Source organism: Mucilaginibacter sp. SMC90, assembly GCF_022811725.1.
Classification (GTDB): Bacteria; Bacteroidota; Bacteroidia; order Sphingobacteriales; family Sphingobacteriaceae; genus Mucilaginibacter.
On sequence record NZ_CP094527.1, the window covers coordinates 7,080,004 to 7,097,830 of the forward strand.

A 17,827-nucleotide genomic window follows, 5' to 3' on the forward strand; every position below is an offset into this window, starting at 1 on the left:
GCTTGTTGTTTTTCTGCAAACACAAAATATTTCAGAGCAAACCAAGGTTAAGCTTCAACCAAGTCTCCGGCATCATCAATTGATGACGGCTGCCAGGTATTTACGAAATCGGTTTTGGCTTCAAGCTCTTTGGGAAGCTTGGTTGCTATTGTGTATTTGCTTTCTTTGGCATCATTAACACCGGCAATAAAGGCCCAGTTGCCCCAATTGCTTGCCGGCGAATAGTCTATTAGCTTTTCTTCAAAATAAGCAGCGCCCTGTGTCCAGTCGGCCTTGATGGTATTTACCAGGTAACCTGCCACAATTTGCCGGTTTTGATTACTGATAAATCCGGTAGCATTAAGCTCATGCATTGCAGCATCAATAAGCGGAATCCCGGTTTCGCCATTTTTCCACTTTTGAAGCAACATATCTGCATCCGGTGCAAAATCCTGGGCTTCGTCTTTAGCTTTGATAAATTTTTGCCCGTGCTTTTTAAACATGAACCTGAAATAATCGCGCCACAACAACTCAAGCTTTAACAGGTTGCCATTGCTGCCATATTTCTGAATTTCCCAGTAAACCTGGCGCGGAGAAATACAGCCTATTGACAGCCACGGCGAAAGTTTAGACGAAAACTCAGCGCCGCTGCGGCCATTTTTTTGTTTGATAGCTATATCAAGATGTGAAAAGTATTTGTGCATTTGTACCAGTGCAGCAGTTTCGCCACCCTGAAAATATTCCGCAGCCCTGGGATCATCAACCGGCTCGGTTAAACCCAATTGCTGCAAAGTGGGCAATTCGCCGGCATCAGCAATTTCCGGTACAATAATATGCGCTGGTGTTGGCACACATGAACGAACATTACTGTCACGTTCAACTTTCTTTTTAAAAACCGCAAAACTATCAGGAATATCTTTTATTGGGAAAGGAAGATCTTCCTTATGGTACATGGTATGACCAATAAAGTGCTTAAGGTTAAGCCTCATTTTCCATAGCGCTGCTTCCACTTCTTCAGAGATTTTAGTTTCCTCATAAGCCACCTCACGATGATGGTAAACCTCATTTACATGATACTCTTCGGCAAGCTGCGGGATCACATCGGCAGGGTTGCCAATCCGGATAATAAGTTCGGCACCAAAGCCCTGTAAGTTTTTGCGAAGATCGGCAACAGCTTCAATTAAGAACCGGGCCCTGAAGCTTCCTGTTTTTGGTGCACCGCTCGCGGTATGCTGAAAATAATAAGGATCAAAACAATAAACCGGCAGTACTTTATCAGCCTTGCGTACAGCTTCTAACAAAATTTCGTTATCGTTTATGCGCAAATCATTTCTAAACCAAACCAGAATAGTTCTATCACTCATAGTTAAACAGGGGGTTAACTGAATAATGCAGTATGCAAATTTGCAATTTATTTGCGTTTTATGCACATTTTGCCACAAGATTATGACATCACCCAAACATTTAATTATTCACTAACCCAGATAAAAAGCTTTTAGCTGCATTAAAATAATTAAACCCCAAAAGGGATCAGTGCGTAAATATACGCAAATGCACACAATTATGTTATATCCGCAACCCGGCCACTACAGCCGTCAACTGTTAAATAACAAAACCCTTATTGGTCGGCTTTGATCTTCGCCCTGATCACTGAATCTTTTTGGGCAGGCGTAAGTTTGTAGTTAAATTGAAACAGCGCCCCTTCAAAATCACCATATGAAGGATTGGGAATAACAATATACCTGCTGCCAAATTCCTTTTGCAGCTTTTGTGTAGTTGCGATCCTGCTTTCTTCAGTTGGATGATTATCGTAAAGCAGGTCAAAATCGGGTAGGTTATCACCGCAAAGCAACAGGATATTATGCGTTTTTAAAACATCAAGCCTCCTTGCCTCTTTACTTGAGGATGTAGTTTTAAGCAGCAAGTGCTCATTGTCGGCAAAAGGCAGGCTATATAGCTGTAAGTTTTTCAGCGTACTTGCCCGTTCATTTTCATTGCGATTGGTGATATAAAATATTGTAACACCTTTAGATGCCGCATACTTAAAAAAAGCAGGCGCTCCCGGAACGGTATCAGCAATGGCTTTATCAGTCCACTGTTTCCAGGTAGCATCGTTGTAATCTAAATTTTGCAAGGCACGGTGTGCATCATATGGACTGTTATCAAGCAAAGTTTCGTCAATATCAGTAACGATAGCCCAGGGCTTATCAACGGGAGTTTTAACCCCTTCATCAACCCTAAGCTTAGCTATGTTATAAGCCTGAAAGCATAGCGCTTTATATTCGGCCGCCCGCTGCTGCCATAACGAAGCCCAGATTTTGCCATCATTGGCAATACTGGTATTTGAAGTAGCAGTTTTTTTAACGGATGCACAAGCACTGAATAGTAACAGGCCCGAAAGTAGATAACTATAGCTTTTTTTCATGTTGGTTGATATAAAGGGATTGTCAGTCGGAGTGCATAATACCGGAGTGCTCTCACATTAAGCAAAGGGGACCTGTTAACCTGAGCCCGCCGAAGGGCGGCGTGCAAAGCGTGCACACCATGCTTCGATAAGTCCAGTCCCCACAAACACTTAGCTGCCGTAACGTTGACTTAACAACGGGGATCCCGAAATAAATTCGGGATGACCACAATATATTGTTACAACAACTCCGGTTTTATTTTATCCTTAAACTCCCTGGCAAATTTATTGAGTTTTGGCTGGATAACAAATGCACAGTATGACTTGTTAGGATTATCGTTGAAATAGTTTTGGTGATAATCTTCGGCATTGTAAAACTCGCTTGCCGGGGTAATTTCGGTTACAATAGGATCATCAAAAACATGCTCATTGGTAAGCGTTTTGATCATCGCTTCTGAAGCTTGCTTTTGATCATCATTATAATAAAATATTGCCGACCTATATTGCGTGCCTACATCAGCACCCTGACGGTTAAGTGTTGTTGGGTTATGGGTTTTAAAGAAAACCAGCAACAATTCATCAAACGATATCACATCGGCATCATATTCCAGATGGATCACTTCTGCATGCCCGGTAGCACCTGTACAAACCTGCTCATAAGTTGGGTTGGCAATTTTACCGCCCATATAACCTGAGGTTACTGATGTTACACCTTTAAGGGATTGGAAAACGGCTTCGGTGCACCAAAAGCAACCATTGCCGAAAGTTATTTTTTGAATGTTCATATAACCTGTTTTATCAAAAGCAATGCCCGTTTAAACGGTTAGATATGAGGACAATTTGAATATGTCAATTAAATTACTAAACTTAGTGTTTAACCTTATATTAAACCTGTTTGATTATGAAAATTGCAGTACTAATTGCCCGCATTTTGCTTGGCCTCGTATTCGTGGTGTTTGGTTTAAACTTCTTTTTCCAGTTCCTGCACATGGCCCAGCCACCCATGACTGATAAGGCACAAGCTTTTAGCGGCGGATTGTTTGGCTCGGGCTATTTTTTTCAATACATGAAGGTGATAGAAATAGCAAGCGGCTTCTTTTTGCTCGTTAATCGCTACACCGCTTTATTTGTACTGATACTACTGCCTATTTCGCTTAATATATTTCTATTCCATGCCATTTTGGCACCGGCAGGGATCCCTATCGGATCTGCGGTTATAGTTTTACAGGTGTTTCTGCTATTTGCTTATCGTAAATATTATGCGGGCATATTTGAAGCAACGCCGGTAGTTTGATAAGTCATCATATCATTGGGAGTTACTGTTTACATAAAAGTCATGTCATTGCGAGGTACGAAGCAATCGCACAGAAGCATAGCCGCTCTGTATAGCATGCGATTGCCACGTCGCTCCCACGCTCTTATCCATTTCGCTCCTCGCAATGACATGATTTATTAAAAATTCGGCAATTACTTAATTTCATCACACCATCTCCCGCTCAAAAATTTCCTGCACTATAGCTATCTGTTCCGCATAAATTGATTTTTTGCGGGTGCCGAAATACAGTGTATTTTCTATGAGGTTATAACCCTCCCAAAGCAATTTAATATTACCGTTGTCGCGTTCTTTTTTTGAAAGAAAATCGGGGATCACCGCTATACCCTTGCCATTGCTCAGGCATCGCAAAATAGAACCCATGTTAGGCACAATAAAGTTGGGCTTGAAATCAGGCCGCTTACCAAAGTTGATATGCCAGAAACGGCGCAGATGCTCCATATCTCCAGACGAACCATACCAAATTTGCGCCTTAAGCCAGGCCTGGATCTCGTTAAGGTCTTTAGTCTTCAGCAATTCATTAAACTCTTCGGTGGGGGTCTGTGCCCCGGCCAGTACCACTATCCGTTCCTTGAAAAAAGGTTTATACTCAAGGGTTTTATAATCACCTTTATGAGGGGTTACTATCATATCCAGAATACCGCCATCCAAATCGGCAAGCATTTCAGGATATTCGCCAAATTTGATGATCACATTAAAAGGCAGCGTTGGCAAATAAGATTCAAGCGTGAACTGAAATGTTTCAAAACACATCCCTATACTAATGGTTGGCACATCCTTTTCGGTGCTTTTGTGAAAGTGCCGTTCGGCATCCTCCAGTTTACTTATCGACTCCTGGATATAGTTATACAGGATCTTGCCCCGCTCGGTTGAGACCATTTTTCTTGAGGTGCGATCAAACAGTTTATAACCTACATAACTTTCCAGCGAGCTTAAATGCAGGCTCACACCCGGCTGGGATATGAACAAGGCCTCCGCTGCTCCGGTTAACGACCCGGTTTCATATATAGCCTTAAACGTACGGAACCATTCAAAATTTACCATGATCTATCATAATTATGATACAAATGTATAAATTATACTATTTTAATAGTAGATAGATCAGCCGTAATTTTGTCATAAATTAAAACAAGAAAATAAAAATGAAGAACATATTTGTAATAAACGGCGGACAGATCTTTGGTCACTCCGGCGGAAAGTTTAATAAAACTTTATTGGATACTACTGTACAATACTTTACCGAACATCCTGATTTTGAAGTGCGCTCAACCGATGTCAATCATGAATACGATGCTATGCAGGAGGCGGAAAACTATAAATGGGCCGACATAATCATTTACCACACCCCAGTTTGGTGGTTCCAGGTACCGCATGCTTTAAAAAAATATATCGATGAAGTTTTCACAGCCGGCTATCAAAATGGTATATACCGCAGCGACGGCCGCACAGCCGAAAACCCGGCAATCAACTACGGCACCGGCGGGTTAATGCATGGCAAAAAATATATGCTAACCACGTCATGGAATGCGCCGGTTACAGCCTTCACCCTGCCAGGAGAGTTTTTTAATGAGCACAGTGTTGATGAAGGCCCTATGTTCGGCTTTCACCGCATGAACGCATTTACCGGCATGCAAGCTTTAAAAAGTATCCATTTTTATGATGTGATGAAAAATGCCAATATTGACGAGAACCTGCAACGCTACCAGGAGCATTTAAATAACCTGTTTACCCAAAACAACCCAAACCATGAAAATTTACTTAACAGCCTTAGTGAAGTGTAAAGCCGGTACTACCGCCCAAATGAAAGATTTTTTGGATAAGCTGGTAGCAGCATCCCGGCAAGAAGAAGCCTGCTTACAATACGAGCTGTACCAATCAACAACAGATGAAACCCAGTTTATTTTCCACGAAACCTGGGCAAGCCAGGAAGGTCTTGATCAGCATGTTAAACAAGAACATTTTCAATTGTTCAGTAAACAGATAACTGATATTATTGATGGCCCGCTGGGAATATATAAAACAGACAGGGTCCATTAACAACATTCACTAAAACGGCTTCCGACCAATATCGGAAGCCGTTTTGTTATTGATTACTTTCTTGAATCATTCCGCCTGTATCCACACTATTTAAATTTTGAGCTTACACCCGGTCGCACTGTGCGTAGCAATACAGTTTTATTTTTTCCAAACAGCTTTGGATTACTTTGCTTTTGAGCTATTATTTATAATTTAGTGTCGAAAACACAATTAATCCAAACTAATATTATGTCATCAATAAAACCCTACCGAGTTAAGGTTTACTGGCGTGCGTGCATGTTTGCTATCCTGATGCTGGCCGCCCTAAAACCTTTTGCTCAAACCCGCCAAAAGCTCAACTTTGATAAAAGCTGGCGTTTTAATCTCGGAGCTGTTGAAAACGGCGAAAAAACAACACTTAATGATAGTAAATGGCGCACATTAAATCTCCCGCATGATTGGAGTATAGAAGGTTCGTTTTCAAAAGATAACCCCGCCACTCCCGAAGGAGGCGCTTTGCCTGGTGGCATAGGCTGGTACCGCAAAACATTTACTGTTCCGGCAGCATCAAAAGGCAAACTGGTTTATATTGATTTTGATGGCGTATATGAAAAAAGCGATGTATGGATCAACGGTCATCATCTTGGTTTCAGGCCAAACGGGTATATCTCGTTCAGGTACGAGCTTACCCCCTACCTGAATTTTGGTGGCAGCAACGTTATTGCTGTTAAGGTTGATAACTCGGTGCAGCCAAATTCCCGCTGGTATTCGGGTTCGGGTATTTACCGCCATGTGTGGCTAATTACCACCAGCAAAACTGCTATTGATCATTGGGGCACTTATGTAACTACAAGTGATATCAGCAGTTCATCGGCTAAAATCAATGTGCAGGTGCAATTGCATAATTACCAAACAAAACCCGGGCTAATGATTAGTACCAAACTTTACGATGCTGCCGGTAAACCGGTATCGTTAGCTGGCGAAGCTTTATCTGCAGCAAAAAGCAAGGATACGGCACTAACGGTGGCTCATACACTCACTGTCAAAAACCCGGTGCTTTGGTCGGTTGAAAAACCCTATTTGTACAAAGCCGTTACCCAGTTGCTTGAAGGAAAAACAGTATTGGATGAGTATACTACTAACGTAGGGATCCGTTATTTTAATTTTGATGCAGATAAAGGCTTTAGTCTGAACGGTAAACCGATGAAGATCCTGGGCGTGTGCGATCACCATGATCTTGGTAGCCTTGGTGCTGCTTTGAATAACCGCGCTTTAGAGCGCCAGCTTCAAATACTAAAGGCTATGGGTTGTAACGGCATCCGTACGTCGCACAACCCTCCGGCTCCCGAACTGCTTGACCTTTGCGATAAAATGGGTTTTATTGTGATGGATGAAGCCTTTGATTGCTGGGAATGGAAAAAAGCCAAATATGACTACCATCTCTTTTTTAAAGAATGGCATAAACGCGATCTGGAAGATCAGATTAAACGCGACCGTAACCATCCCAGCATCATGATCTGGAGTATTGGTAACGAGATCCCTCAACAGGCTGATAGCAGTGCGTTACGTATTGCTCCGGAGTTGGCTGCCATTGTTCACAGCCTGGATAAAACCCGCCCGATCACTACGGCGAATGACCGCCCGGATACTACCAATAAAATTGTTAAATCAGGAGCTATTGACCTGATCGGCTATAATTATCACGAATTTGACTATGCTAAATTTCATGACCGCTATCCCGGCAAAAAGTTTATCGCCACCGAAACTACTTCGGGATTAGAGACACGTGGCTACTACGAAATGCCGTCGGACAGCATCCGCGTATGGCCTACAAGCTGGGATAAACCTTTTGTAAGAGAGGGCAACAATGTTTCGGCATATGATAACACCCGACCACCTTGGGGCTCAACGCATGAGATGACCTGGAAGATCATGAAAAAATACAACTTCCTTTCGGGCATGTATATTTGGACAGGCTTTGACTATCTTGGCGAACCAACTCCATATTCCTGGCCGTCGCGCAGTTCATACTTTGGTATTATTGACCTGGCCGGCTTTCCTAAGGATGTGTATTATATGTACCAAAGCGAGTGGACAAACAAACCGGTTCTGCATATTTTCCCTCACTGGAACTGGGAACCGGGTAAAATGATAGATATCTGGGCTTATTACAACAATGCTGATGAGGTTGAACTTTATCTGAACGGTAAATCGTTAGGGATCCAAAAGAAAACCGGCGACGACCTGCATGTAATGTGGCGTGTAAAATTTGAAAAGGGAACGCTTAAAGCAGTATCGCGCAAAAACGGCAAAACAGTTTTAACCCGCGAGATCCATACAGCCGGTGCCCCTGCCAAAATTGAACTTACCGCAGATCGTTCACAAATTAAAGCAGATGGTAACGACCTGTCATTTGTTACCGTAAAAATATTAGATAAAGACGGCAACGTTGTACCTGATGCTGACAATAAAGTAAATTTTAAAATTACCGGCGAAGGTTTTATTGCGAGTGTTGATAACGGCGCCCCGGTTAGTCACGATCCGTTCAAGGCAGATTACCGCAAGGCATTTCATGGCCTTGCATTGGCCATTGTGCAGGCTAAAGAAAAAGCAGGCACGATTACTTTAATCGCCTCGGCCGATGGTTTGCAAAACAGCACATTGGTGTTAAAAAGCAAATAAAATATCAACTGCCTTTAAAAATTGTATTATAGTTTAAAATCAAAACCCTTCTCCCAAAAGAGAGGGGTTTTGATTTTACCTGTGTTAAGTTTCTGTTAACAAGCCTTTAGGGATAAAACGATTTTGTAATTTTGATCACAATCGTTTTCTTATGAAATTAAAACTCATCGTTGGCATAGCATTTTTAACTGCGGCGCTGCAATCATTTGCCCAAACTCCGGGTAAAATTGAACAAACAGGCCAGGTATTATTACCCAACGGATGGAAGCTTAGTCCCGCCGGAAACTCCCTCCCTCTTGGTGATTTGCCGCTTAATATGCAATTGTCATCATCGGGCAAATTATTAGCAGTTACCAACAATGGCCAAAGTACACAGTCGGTACAGTTGATTGACCCTAAAAATGAAAAACTGCTGGACGAAGTTGTGGTTAAAAAATCATGGTACGGGCTTGCCTTTAGCCGCGATGAAAAAAAACTGTATGCATCGGGCGGTAATGATAATTGGATCCTGGTATTTAATATCGCAAACAACAAACTGGGCACACCCGATACCATCAGGTTAGCACCAAATGCCTGGCCCAAAAACAAGGTTTGCCCTACCGGCATGGTAACTAACAAAAGCAACAGCCGCCTGTACTCGGTCACTAAGGAAGACAGCACTCTTTACATTATCGATCCTGATAAGAAAGAGATACTGAAACAGGTAAAACTCCCGGCAGAAGCTTACAGCTGCATTTTATCGCCCGATGAAAAAACACTTTATATTTCATTATGGGGAGGAGATATGCTTGGCTTTTACAACATAGCCACACAAACGCTCAGCACTATTAAAACAAGCAGCCATCCAAACGAACTGCTTTTAGATAAGAAAGGAAAGTTTCTGTATGTAGCCGATGCCAATGACAACGCGGTATCGGTAGTAAATACAACTACGCGTAAAGTATTAGAAACCATTTCAACAGCGCTCTATCCTACACGTCTCACCGGTTCAACAAGCAACGGCCTGGCCCTATCGCAAAACGGGAAAACACTTTACATTGCCAATGCCGATAATAATTGCCTTGCAGTATTTGACGTAACTGTGCCCGGCAGCAGCAAGAGCAAAGGCTTTATACCGGTTGGCTGGTATCCTACCAATGTAAAAGTTTTAGGCAGTAAAATTTTGGTATCAAACGGCAAAGGTTTTTCATCAATGGCTAACCCGAGAGGGCCGCAGCCGGTTAAAAAAACGGACAACAGCGGTTATAAGCAAGGTGCTATAAACAGCCGGGAGCAGTATATCGGCGGCTTGTTCAAAGGCACATTGTCCTTTATCAATACACCAACCGATGCAGAGCTAAAAACTTACACTAAACAGGTTTACGCTAATACCCCATTTAATGCCCAGGTTGAGAAAACGGCAAAAGGCGAAGAAGGCAATCCTATTCCACGCAGGGTGGGTGAAAAATCGCCCATTAAATACGTGTTTTATATCATTAAAGAAAACCGCACTTACGACCAGGTTTTAGGCGATATGCAGCAGGGGAACGGAGATACTTCGCTTTGCATTTTCGGCAATAAAGTAACACCTAACCACCACGCCATAGCCAATGAGTTTGTATTGCTTGATAACTTTTATGTTGATGCCGAGGTGAGCGCCGACGGGCACAACTGGAGCATGGCCGCTTATGCTACCGATTTTGTGGAAAAAACATGGCCAACCAGTTATGGCGGCCGCGGCGGTAACTATGATTTTGAAGGTACCCGTAAAGCTGCCTATCCTCGCGATGGATTTATATGGGATTACTGCAAACGTGCTGGTGTAAGCTATCGTACTTACGGCGAATTTGTGAGCGATGGCAACCCCGGCAAGGCAAACCTAAAATCGCTTGAGGGACATTTTTGTGTCCAATCACCGGGGTTCGACCTAAATGTTAAAGATGTTAAACGTACCGAGATCTGGGCGCATGATTTTGATTCGCTGTTAACTATAAATGCTGTGCCGCATTTTAATACCGTGCGTATTTCAAATGATCATACCAGCGGGCAGCGCAAAGGTGCAATATCGCCCATTGCAGCTGTTGGCGACAACGACCTTGCCATTGGCCAGTTCATTGAGCATTTATCGCATAGCCCGATCTGGAAAGAATCAGCAGTTTTTATATTGGAAGACGATGCCCAAAACGGCCCCGACCACGTAGATGCACACCGTTCGCCGGTATTTGTTGCCGGTCCTTATGTAAAACGAAACGCGGTAGTCCATGGCATGTATTCTACCTCGGGTGTTTTACGTACCATGGAACTTATTTTGGGCTTACCGCCAATGAGCCAGTATGATGCGGCTGCTATGCCCTTGTATGATTGCTTTACCAGCAAACCCGATTTTACACCATATACAGCCAAACCCGCGCAGGTTGATTTGGAGCAGCGTAATATAGCTGTAAACGAAAGTAGTAAACGCTCGGAGTTGTTTAATTTTGCTAAAGAAGACGCAGCACCCGACATCGACTTGAATGAAGTGGTTTGGAAGTACGTAAAAGGTGAGTCATCTGTCATGCCTGCGCCAAAAAGGAGCGCCTTTGTAATTTTAGAACCTAAAAAAGAACAGGATGATGATTGATTTGTTAACTTCGTTTAACCGGAAGTTGTCCAATTAACGAATCTTTAATACATTAGTTTAAAGCCCGGTTACTTGTTTGTAACTCCGGGCTTTCACATTAATTATACTCCTATGATCACTTATTTAGAAAACGAGCACATTAAAGTAGCTATTGACACCAAAGGCGCTCAGCTTAGTTCATTTATTAACAAAGCCACAGGTTTTGAACACATGTGGCAGGCCGATGAAAAAATCTGGCCCTGGCACGCCCCCAACCTTTTCCCTATTGTTGGCGGCCTGATCAACAATGAACTTTTGGTGGATGGCGAAAAATATGCAATGTCACGTCATGGGTTTGCCCGGCAGTCGGAGTTTTTTTTATTAGAGTCGGATGAAACTTCCGCGAGTTATTCCTTACCCAATTGTGAGAACACTTTAAAGGTTTATCCCTTCAAATTTGATTTCCAGATCTTGTACCACCTTATCGACAATGCACTCCGCATTACCTATAAAGTGATCAACCTCGATAAAAAGTCGATCTATTTTTCGGTTGGCGGTCACCCGGCCTTCAATGTACCTTTCAATAAAGGCGAAAATTATGAAGACTATTATCTGGAGTTTGAAACCGAAGAGCATTTTGACACGCATCTTTTATCAAAAGATGGCTTTTTCAATGGAGTAACCCACCCCGTGCCAACGCCTAATAAAAAGCTTCATTTAACCCGAAACTTATTTAATGACGATGCGCTTGTTTTTAAAGATCTAAAATCGCGCATGGTAACTATTAAAAGCGACAAGCATGACCAAACCCTGGCGCTTGAGTTTCCGCATTTTAATTATCTTGGTATATGGGCAAAACCCGGGGCTGATTTTGTTTGCATAGAACCATGGCTTGGCTGCGCTGATACAGAGGGCAAACACGTTGATATTAAAGAAAAGGAAGCTATTCAAAAATTAAGCGCGGGGCATGTTTTTGAATCGGCATATTTTGTTTGTTTGTAAACATCAGGTTTACTTTAATTTTAAATTTAGATAAAACATTTTTCACAGTTTTTCTCTTTCATAAAAAGAATCACTTAAATATGAAAACTATGAAAACTAAAATTTATTTATTAGCTCTTACTGTATTGCTGTCGTTTACAGCACTGAATACTTTTGCTGCCGACAGCCACGCGCTTACCCCGCTAAGCAAGGAAGAAATAGCCACCATGACAACCGAGCAAAAACAAGCCCGTGTTGAGGAAATCAAGGCCCGTGTAAATGAGATCAAAGCGATGGATAAATCGGAGCTTACAAAACAGGAACGCAAAGAGCTTCGTACCGAACTTAAAGGGATGAAAAAAGAAGCTAATGCCCTTGGCGGCGGCGGTATTTACCTTTCAGTAGGCGCTATCATTATCATTATTTTAGTATTGATCCTGATATTATAATTGGAATTACTTTGTATAGTAAAAACGCCCCCGACGAAAATCGGGGGCGTTTTTTGTTGGGTTTGATTTATAAATATAACGTTTCCACTACGTCATTGCAAGGTACAAAGCAATCGCGAACTATACAGGGCAGCTCTGTAGGTCGGGTATTGCTTTGTACCTCGCAATGACGTTTTTATATCCCATTCAGAGTGCAACAAAAAAGCCCCTAAACATATTCAGGGGCCTTTAATATCTTAATTAAAATACTTTATTATTTTTTGCCAGTGTCTGCTTTAGGAGCTGCTGCCGGTGAAGCAGATGGTGTTAATGCCGGAGCTGTTGAAGGAAGCGCGTTGCTTGGTTTTGAAGCCTTTTCAATTTGCTCACGTAATGCAGGGTTATCATTGCTTGCAGATGAGCCACCTTTTACAGCTACGTTAATAGCTAATGACAGTACCATCAAAGCGATAGCTAATGCCCAGGTACCTTTTTCTAAAAAATCGCCGGTTTTTTGTACACCCATTAATTGTGATGAGCTTGAAAAATTTGATGACAAACCACCGCCTTTAGGGTTTTGGATAAGTACGATAAGCCCTAACAGAGCGCATACAATTACGGTAACAATGATTAAAACGATATACATTTCTTTATATTAATTAGTTTTCTTTTCTAACTGCTCAATTTGGCTTGCAAAGTAACGGCTTTTTTCCGGGAATTTCAACATCAATTTTTTGTAAGTTGCAATAGCTTTATGATACAACATCTGGTCGATGTAAATCTGTGCCAGGGTTTCACTTACCAGGTCGTTTCTATCTTCCGAACTTTTCTTTGCTTTATTCTCGTTATCAAGCTTATCCATTGATGGCGGCCTGATCTGGGGTTCTTCCTTAATAAACTTCTCAATGATGATATCTTCCTTTCTCTTTATCTCCGGAACATCGGGCTGAGGGGTTCTCTCCAGCTCCTCAAGAGATTGTGAATGGAAGATATTTTCATAATACTGATGCTGTAGTGCATCGGCAGTTTGATTATCGGAAACCACAGGCGCTTTTACCTGTGCAGCTGTTTCAATATTATAAGGCTGATAAGTTGATGCATACTCTTTACGGGTTTTATCTAACCACCACATAAAGGTATATGGCATTTTTTCGTCGTGGTATTTTGATACCACTTCAGGCTGCTCAGAAACCCCACTCTTTGAGGGTTGAGAAACTGGCTCCTGCTCTGCAACTTTGTCTTCGCTTCGTGTATCAGCTACCGAATTATCGAATAAAAAATAATCTGTTGAAGCAATATTACCGATTATCCATTTTTCGGTTACATCGTCCTTTACGTCCTTAGCCTCATCAACAGCAACCGGAGTTGCCGTCACTTCCTGACCGGCGGCATCAGTATTATCAACAGCGGCAGGCTCATTCGCATTAGCCTGACCTATGCTTATATTTTCAATCCCTACAATTTCATCGTACACCTCATCATCTATATCATGAGTGGTGTCAACTGTTTCCCTGTTAGGTTCTGCAACATCCGGGCTGGCACCAACAACTTCTGCCACAGGCTCTGCAACTTCAACTTCATGATGACCGGTACCTGTAAAATCAAAATTGTCCGGCTCTTGATCCGTGCTAAGGGCAGCCCCTTCCGGAACAGGCGGTGGTAAAGTATCCTGAAGCTCATCAACAGCAGTACCAATATTAAAATAATTTTCGGCAACCGGTGTGTTGGCTACAGGAGTAAGATCGCTCAGATCAACTATCTGCGAGGGATTTACCGGAACAAGAACATCCGGTTCATGAATCAGTTTATGTAATAAAGCAGGTTGGTAATAAACCGCTGCACGCTGCACATCTTTTATAGTACCTGCATGAGCAAGCAGGGCACGTAAAATGCCACTTTGCGGGTAGGCATCAACCAGTTGCTGCAGGTTATAGCCGTAAAAAGAACCTGTCTCGGCCGGATTGGCCAACAGTTCATCTAATATTTCGTATTGCCTGCTATTCAAATATTGATCCACGTGGTTGAAAATACAAATTGCCTACCAATTAGAAAAGGCTGCGTTAAAAATATCTTCTATTAACTGCTTATTAATTTGCTGTATCAGGTTCTGCTCCTGCGCAGAAATATCCCCCCGATAGTCGGCAAACTTAGTAAAACTTTGCTCAAAACTCAGCTTTTTCTCTGCCGGAGTTTTCGCGGCGTCAAATGAAAACTTAACCCTAACGGTGATAGTAAGCCTGTTAGCATCGGCAATGGGCGCAACATTATTTGCTGTAGCCTGTATAGAAGCAGGAGCGATAGAATAACCAGTAATGGCACCCGACATAGTTGCATCGGCTTCGCCGCGTACTAAACTGAGGCTGGTTTGTGTACGGATCCTGTCTTTTAACGCTTCGGTAAAAGTTTGGCTCAGGTTATTAACCACCAACGCAGCATTGTTTTCAAAAAACTGTACATTAATGGTTTTAAGACCGGGCGGGATTGATTGATTTTTGAGCGTGTAACATGATGGACATATAAGCACCAGCACTAACACCGAAACAAGTCCCAAAAGTTTTTTCATCAATATTATAAGTTTAGCTCTTTTATCTTCCTGTATAAAGTACGTTCAGAAATTCCTAATTCGTTAGCGGCAAGCTTACGTTTGCCTTTATGCTTTTTCAAAGCCTTACGGATCAGGTCTGATTCCTTTTCAATCAACGACAGTGATTCTTCCACTTCTTCGGCATCATGAGTTATATTAAAGCCGTCGATAGTGTTGTTATTATTACCGCTGTTATTTGTAACGGTATTAACGGGTTGTTGCAAAGTAAATTGTGACTCGTTATTGCCATGCAGCTCAATATCCCGATAAAGCTGGTTTAAGGTTTGCGGATTGTTGGCATAATGCGGCGAAACACCACCATGCTCAATAATATCAGCCACCAGCTTTTTCAGTTCCACCATATCCCGCTTCATGTCAAACAATACTTTGTACAGGATGTCCCGTTCGGAGAAATCCTCTTTAGGTTGATTATCCAGGCGCATGGGCAGGTTGCGTCCGCCGGTTTCATGCGGGATATAAGTAAGCAATGTTTGCGCCGTGATGATCCTGTCGCGCTCCAATACTGCCAATTGCTCGGCCATATTTTTCAACTGCCTTACGTTGCCGGGCCACGAATAGTTTGATAATACCTGTTGCGCCTCTTCATCAAGCTGAATTGGGGGCGTACGGTATTTATCAGTAAAATCGGCGGTAAACTTTCTAAACAGTAAAAACACGTCTTCCTTCCTGTCACGCAATGGCGGGATCTTCAAGGGCACCGTGTTTAAACGATAGTAAAGGTCCTCGCGAAATTTCCCATTCTTTACGGCCTCATACACATCAACATTGGTAGCCGCAATAACGCGCACATTTGTTTTTTCAACTTTTGATGAGCCTACTTTAATATATTGGCCCGATTCAAGCACCCGCAGCAAACGGGCCTGGGTGCCCAGCGGCATTTCGGCAATTTCATCTAAAAATATGGTACCGCCATTTACGGTTTCAAAATACCCTTTACGTTCGCCAACGGCACCTGTGTAAGCACCTTTTTCGTGGCCAAAAAGTTCTGAATCGATAGTACCCTCGGGTATTGCACCACAGTTAACCGCAATGAATGGGCCATGCTTACGCGGGCTCATCTGGTGTATGATGTGCGAAAAAACCTCCTTGCCACTACCACTCTCGCCGGTAATTAATACCGAAATATCAGTAGGCGAAACCTGGTTTGCTATAGTTATAGCCCGGTTAAGCAATGGCGAATTGCCAATGATCCCAAAGCGTTGTTTTATTTCTTGTACTTCCATTGTTTTGTTAGTGAGTGGTTGATTGGGTTTATTAAGTGAATGGTTAATCACCTAACAACTACTCACTCAATCAACCTAATAAACTCAATCAACCACTTTACCGATCAACGTTGCTGTTGTGCTGCGTTCGATAAGTACGTTTACATATTGACCTGGTTTGTAATTTTCTCCAACCGGGAAGATCACCATTGCGTTTTGATCGCTGCGGCCACAATAGTCTTTATCTGATTTTTTGGAAAAGCCTTCAATCAGCACACGCTCTACCCTGCCTATACGGGCCTGCATCCGGTAAAAAGAATACTCCTGCTGTTTGGCTACTATTTCGGTTAAGCGTTTTTGCTTTACTTCTTCCGGGATATCATCAGCGTAGCGTTTCGCTGCCAAAGTTCCCGGTCTTTCGCTATACTTAAACATGTAGGCAAAGTCATACTTTACATAATCCATCATGCTAACAGTATCCTTGTGTTCCTCGTCAGTTTCGCTGCAAAAACCGGTGATCACATCGGTTGATATAGCGCAATCAGGAATGATACGACGGATAGCATCTATCCTGTTGATGTACCAATCCCGGTCATAAGTGCGGTTCATCAGGTCAAGGATGCGGCTATTGCCCGATTGTACCGGCAGGTGGATATAATTACAGATGTTATCATATTTATTGATGGCATAAAGCACATCATCAGTAATATCCTTTGGATGCGAGGTTGAAAACCTAACCCTCAAGTCAGGATTGATAAGCGCAACCAACTCCAGCAGGTTAGCGAAGTTGGTTGTAATAACATCCTCTCCGGTAGTTGAATATTTATATGAATCTACGTTCTGCCCTAATAAAGTAACTTCACGGTAGCCTCTGTCAAACAGATCGCGGCATTCGGCTACTATTGATAACGGATCGCGGCTGCGTTCGCGGCCACGGGTAAACGGAACCACGCAAAATGAGCACATGTTGTCGCATCCGCGCATAATGGATACAAAGGCATTAATGCCATTGCTATTTAAGCGCACCGGGCTGATATCGGCATAAGTTTCCTCACGCGATAGCAATACGTTAACCGCTTTTTGCCCATCATCAACCCGGTCTATCAGGTTTGGCAAATCACGGTATGCATCCGGGCCAACAACAACGTCAACTAATTTTTCTTCTTCCAGAAACTTTGATTTCAGACGTTCGGCCATGCAGCCTAACACGCCCACAACCAACCCCGGATTTTTTACTTTGGCAACAGTGAACTCCTTTAAACGGTTACGCACACGCTGCTCCGCATTTTCGCGGATAGAACAGGTATTGATGAAAATAACATCAGCAATGCTATAGTCGGTAGTGGTTTCAAAACCGCGTTCTGCTAAAATAGAAGCTACAATTTCACTGTCAGAGAAGTTCATGGCGCAGCCATAACTTTCAATATAAAGCTTGCGGCCATTATTTTTAGCTGTTTCGGCTTTTAACATTAACGCCTCGCCCTGCCTGCCCTCATCATGTGTTTTATCCGGAATAAGCAAATCCATCATTTATAATAAAAATTAGTTTGCAAAAATAAACAAAATTTAAATACCTGAATGACATATTGTCAGTATTAAATAAAATCATGTTTTACTTT

Annotated in this window: 16 protein-coding genes; 7 read left to right on the forward strand and 9 right to left on the reverse strand. The window is 42.5% G+C overall.

Annotated elements, in window-relative coordinates; translation table 11 throughout:
- Positions 1-47: 47 nt before the first annotated feature.
- The 3 genes from MTO98_RS29500 to msrA form a co-directional block, all read right to left on the reverse strand.
- The gene (locus MTO98_RS29500) at positions 48-1,343 is read right to left on the reverse strand and encodes a DASH family cryptochrome (RefSeq protein WP_243482623.1); all 1,296 of its coding nucleotides are present in this window, start codon (positions 1,341-1,343) and stop codon (positions 48-50) included.
- A 254-nt stretch (positions 1,344-1,597) separates the two neighbouring features.
- Positions 1,598-2,404 (reverse strand): 5'-nucleotidase, lipoprotein e(P4) family, encoded by an 807-nt coding sequence (locus tag MTO98_RS29505; protein WP_243482624.1) that lies wholly within the window; start codon positions 2,402-2,404, stop codon positions 1,598-1,600.
- Positions 2,405-2,622: 218 nt separating this feature from the next.
- On the reverse strand, positions 2,623-3,168 hold the full coding sequence (gene msrA, locus MTO98_RS29510) for a peptide-methionine (S)-S-oxide reductase MsrA (protein WP_243482625.1): 546 nt from the start codon (positions 3,166-3,168) through the stop codon (positions 2,623-2,625).
- Between the two features lie 116 nt (positions 3,169-3,284).
- Here msrA and MTO98_RS29515 point away from each other — a divergent pair, with 116 nt between their 5' ends.
- Positions 3,285-3,677: a DoxX family membrane protein gene (locus MTO98_RS29515; protein ID WP_243482626.1), complete on the forward strand. Its 393-nt coding sequence runs from the start codon at positions 3,285-3,287 to the stop codon at positions 3,675-3,677.
- A 186-nt stretch (positions 3,678-3,863) separates the two neighbouring features.
- Here the strand turns inward: MTO98_RS29515 and MTO98_RS29520 are convergent, their stop codons facing one another.
- A complete protein-coding gene (locus tag MTO98_RS29520; RefSeq protein WP_243482627.1) occupies positions 3,864-4,760 on the reverse strand; it encodes a LysR family transcriptional regulator in 897 nt (298 codons plus the stop codon).
- Between the two features lie 98 nt (positions 4,761-4,858).
- Between MTO98_RS29520 and MTO98_RS29525 the strand changes: the two genes are divergently transcribed.
- The 6 genes from MTO98_RS29525 to MTO98_RS29550 all read left to right on the forward strand — a co-directional run bounded on the left by MTO98_RS29525 (position 4,859) and on the right by MTO98_RS29550 (position 12,422).
- Positions 4,859-5,497 carry an NAD(P)H-dependent oxidoreductase gene (locus MTO98_RS29525; RefSeq protein WP_243482628.1) on the forward strand — a complete coding sequence of 213 codons (639 nt, stop codon included), beginning with the start codon at positions 4,859-4,861 and terminating at the stop codon, positions 5,495-5,497.
- Positions 5,463-5,753: a putative quinol monooxygenase gene (locus tag MTO98_RS29530; protein WP_243482629.1), complete on the forward strand. Its 291-nt coding sequence runs from the start codon at positions 5,463-5,465 to the stop codon at positions 5,751-5,753. Before MTO98_RS29525 ends, MTO98_RS29530 begins: the two co-directional genes overlap by 35 nt.
- A gap of 228 nt (positions 5,754-5,981) precedes the next feature.
- Positions 5,982-8,414 carry a beta-galactosidase GalB gene (gene galB, locus MTO98_RS29535; protein ID WP_243482630.1) on the forward strand — a complete coding sequence of 811 codons (2,433 nt, stop codon included), beginning with the start codon at positions 5,982-5,984 and terminating at the stop codon, positions 8,412-8,414.
- 151 nt (positions 8,415-8,565) lie between these two features.
- Positions 8,566-11,013: a bifunctional YncE family protein/alkaline phosphatase family protein gene (locus tag MTO98_RS29540; protein ID WP_243482631.1), complete on the forward strand. Its 2,448-nt coding sequence runs from the start codon at positions 8,566-8,568 to the stop codon at positions 11,011-11,013.
- Positions 11,014-11,124: 111 nt separating this feature from the next.
- Positions 11,125-11,994 carry an aldose 1-epimerase family protein gene (locus MTO98_RS29545; protein ID WP_243482632.1) on the forward strand — a complete coding sequence of 290 codons (870 nt, stop codon included), beginning with the start codon at positions 11,125-11,127 and terminating at the stop codon, positions 11,992-11,994.
- Between the two features lie 89 nt (positions 11,995-12,083).
- Complete coding sequence (locus MTO98_RS29550) at positions 12,084-12,422, forward strand: hypothetical protein (protein ID WP_243482633.1); 339 nt, start codon at positions 12,084-12,086, stop codon at positions 12,420-12,422.
- A 253-nt stretch (positions 12,423-12,675) separates the two neighbouring features.
- On the opposite strand, the gene secG is transcribed toward MTO98_RS29550, so the two are convergent.
- The 5 genes from secG to miaB form a co-directional block, all read right to left on the reverse strand.
- Positions 12,676-13,047 (reverse strand): preprotein translocase subunit SecG, encoded by a 372-nt coding sequence (secG, locus tag MTO98_RS29555; RefSeq protein WP_243482634.1) that lies wholly within the window; start codon positions 13,045-13,047, stop codon positions 12,676-12,678.
- Positions 13,048-13,056: 9 nt separating this feature from the next.
- Positions 13,057-14,418, reverse strand: a complete 1,362-nt coding sequence (locus tag MTO98_RS29560; RefSeq protein ID WP_243482635.1) for a hypothetical protein — start codon at positions 14,416-14,418, stop codon at positions 13,057-13,059.
- A gap of 21 nt (positions 14,419-14,439) precedes the next feature.
- Positions 14,440-14,964: an LptE family protein gene (locus tag MTO98_RS29565; RefSeq protein WP_243482636.1), complete on the reverse strand. Its 525-nt coding sequence runs from the start codon at positions 14,962-14,964 to the stop codon at positions 14,440-14,442.
- Between the two features lie 5 nt (positions 14,965-14,969).
- Positions 14,970-16,229, reverse strand: coding sequence for a sigma-54-dependent Fis family transcriptional regulator (locus tag MTO98_RS29570; protein ID WP_243482638.1), 1,260 nt, complete (start codon positions 16,227-16,229; stop codon positions 14,970-14,972).
- An 84-nt stretch (positions 16,230-16,313) separates the two neighbouring features.
- The gene (miaB, locus tag MTO98_RS29575) at positions 16,314-17,738 is read right to left on the reverse strand and encodes a tRNA (N6-isopentenyl adenosine(37)-C2)-methylthiotransferase MiaB (RefSeq protein ID WP_243482640.1); all 1,425 of its coding nucleotides are present in this window, start codon (positions 17,736-17,738) and stop codon (positions 16,314-16,316) included.
- Positions 17,739-17,827 lie beyond the last annotated feature (89 nt).